Here is a 1,993-nt window from a genome sequence, read left to right on the forward strand (position 1 = left end):
TATTATCTATACTACAAACAGGTGTAATTTCTGCAGCTGTTCCTGTTAAAAATATTTCATCAGCTAAATATAAAGATTCTCTTAATATAAAAGATTCTTTAGTTATAATATTTAGATTTTTAGCTATTTTGATAACAGAATCTCTAGTAATTCCAGGAAGAATAGATGAAGTTAATGGAGGAGTAAATAAAATATTATCTTTTATTTTAAAAATATTTTCTCCAGAACCTTCAGAAACAAATCCTAAACTATCTAATGATATTCCTTCATCATATCCATTTCTACGTGCTTCGCTACTAATTAATAAAGAAGATAAATAATTACCTCCTGCTTTAGATAAGCTAGGTATAGTATTAGGTTTATATTTATTCCAAGAAGATATCATTGTATTAATACCATTAATTTTTGCATTATTACCAAGGTAATTTACCCATGGAAAAGCACTAATCATTATATCTGTATAATAATTTTGAGGAGGATTAATTCCTAAACCAATATCTCCTATAAATACTAAAATTCTAATATAAGCTTCTTGAAGTTTATTAATATTAATTGTAAGATAAACAGCATCCATTATTTCTTTTATAGAAAATTTTATTGGGAAACGATATATTTTAGCAGAATTATATAAACGATTTATGTGGTCTTTATGACGAAAAATAACAGAACCTCTATGTGATTTATAACATCTAAGACCTTCAAAAACAGATGTTCCGTAATGTAATGCATGGCTCATAACACTAATTTTAGCATCTTCCCATTTTATAATATTGCCATTTAACCAAATAAAATTTGCTTTTTTTGTAGACATTATTATAATTCCTTATCTTATGTAATAATGTTATTACAATATTTTATGATATGATAACTATATCTAATACATCTATAAGTTTTGTAATTTGTTTTACTAAAAAATCTATAGGTTTAGAACTTTTCACTATTAATTGAAAATTAATGTTTTTAAATTTATTTATTACATTAATATTCATTTTTTTTATTAAAAAACCTCTATGACGAATGATTCTCATTATTCTTTCACTTATTTCAGGACTAATATTTGTTTTAATATATAATTTATACTTATACATTTAGCTTTTCTCTATCATATAATTATTACTACATCCAGGAGGTACTAATGGCCAAACATTATCATTTTCATTAATAGAAACATGTAATATATAAGCTTTATTAATGGAAAAAATTTTTTGTAAACTTTCGTTAATTTCATTAGTATTTTTTATACTATGTCCAGATATTCCAAAAGATTTTGCTAATTGAATAAAATCTGGATTATCATGTAAATATGTTTCACTATATCTTTTATTAAAAAAAATTTGTTGCCATTGTCTTACCATGCCTAATCTTTGATTGTCTAATAATATAATTTTTATAGGTAAATTTTTTCTTTTAATTGTACTTAATTCTTGAATATTCATCATAAATGATCCATCACCAGAAATACATATAACATCATTATTAGGTTTAGCTATTTGTGCCCCAATCGCAGCTGGCAAACCAAAACCCATTGTTCCTAATCCACTAGAAGTAATAAAATTTTTAGGATTAGAAAAATTTATATGTTGTGCTACCCACATTTGATGTTGTCCTACATCAGTAGTAATAATAGTATTTTTTTTTTTTATATCTGATAATTTTTTAAGTAAAATAGGAGCAAATATTTTATTTTTATTTTTATAATAATTATATATATAAGAATATTTTTTCTTAATTTTTTTAACATATATTTGCCATTTAAAAATATTTTTGGGTTTTTTTAAAAGTGGAATTAAATAATTAAAATTTCCTAATAATGCTACATTTACTTTGCAAATTTTATTAATTTCAGATGGATCTATATCTATATGAATAATATTTGCGTATGGAGCAAATTTTTTTATATTACCTGTAACTCTATCATCGAATCTAGTTCCAATAGCTATTAATAAATTACATTTTTGTACAGTATAATTTGCTGCTTTACTTCCATGCATTC

General features: G+C 23.2%; 3 protein-coding genes. All 3 read right to left on the bottom strand.

Translation table 11 applies throughout. The features are described from left to right. Positions 1 to 811: branched-chain amino acid transaminase (locus tag GJT95_RS00905; protein ID WP_169785915.1), on the bottom strand; the 811-nt coding region annotated here is incomplete at its 3' end. 43 nt (positions 812 to 854) lie between these two features. Then, the gene (gene ilvM / locus GJT95_RS00910) at positions 855 to 1,088 is read right to left on the bottom strand and encodes an acetolactate synthase 2 small subunit (protein WP_169785916.1); all 234 of its coding nucleotides are present in this window, start codon (positions 1,086 to 1,088) and stop codon (positions 855 to 857) included. Beyond that, positions 1,089 to 1,993: thiamine pyrophosphate-dependent enzyme (locus GJT95_RS00915; protein ID WP_246225733.1), on the bottom strand; the 905-nt coding region annotated here is incomplete at its 5' end.

Origin of the sequence: Enterobacteriaceae endosymbiont of Donacia crassipes (genome assembly GCF_012569785.1) — a bacterium.
Classification (GTDB): Bacteria; Pseudomonadota; Gammaproteobacteria; order Enterobacterales; family Enterobacteriaceae.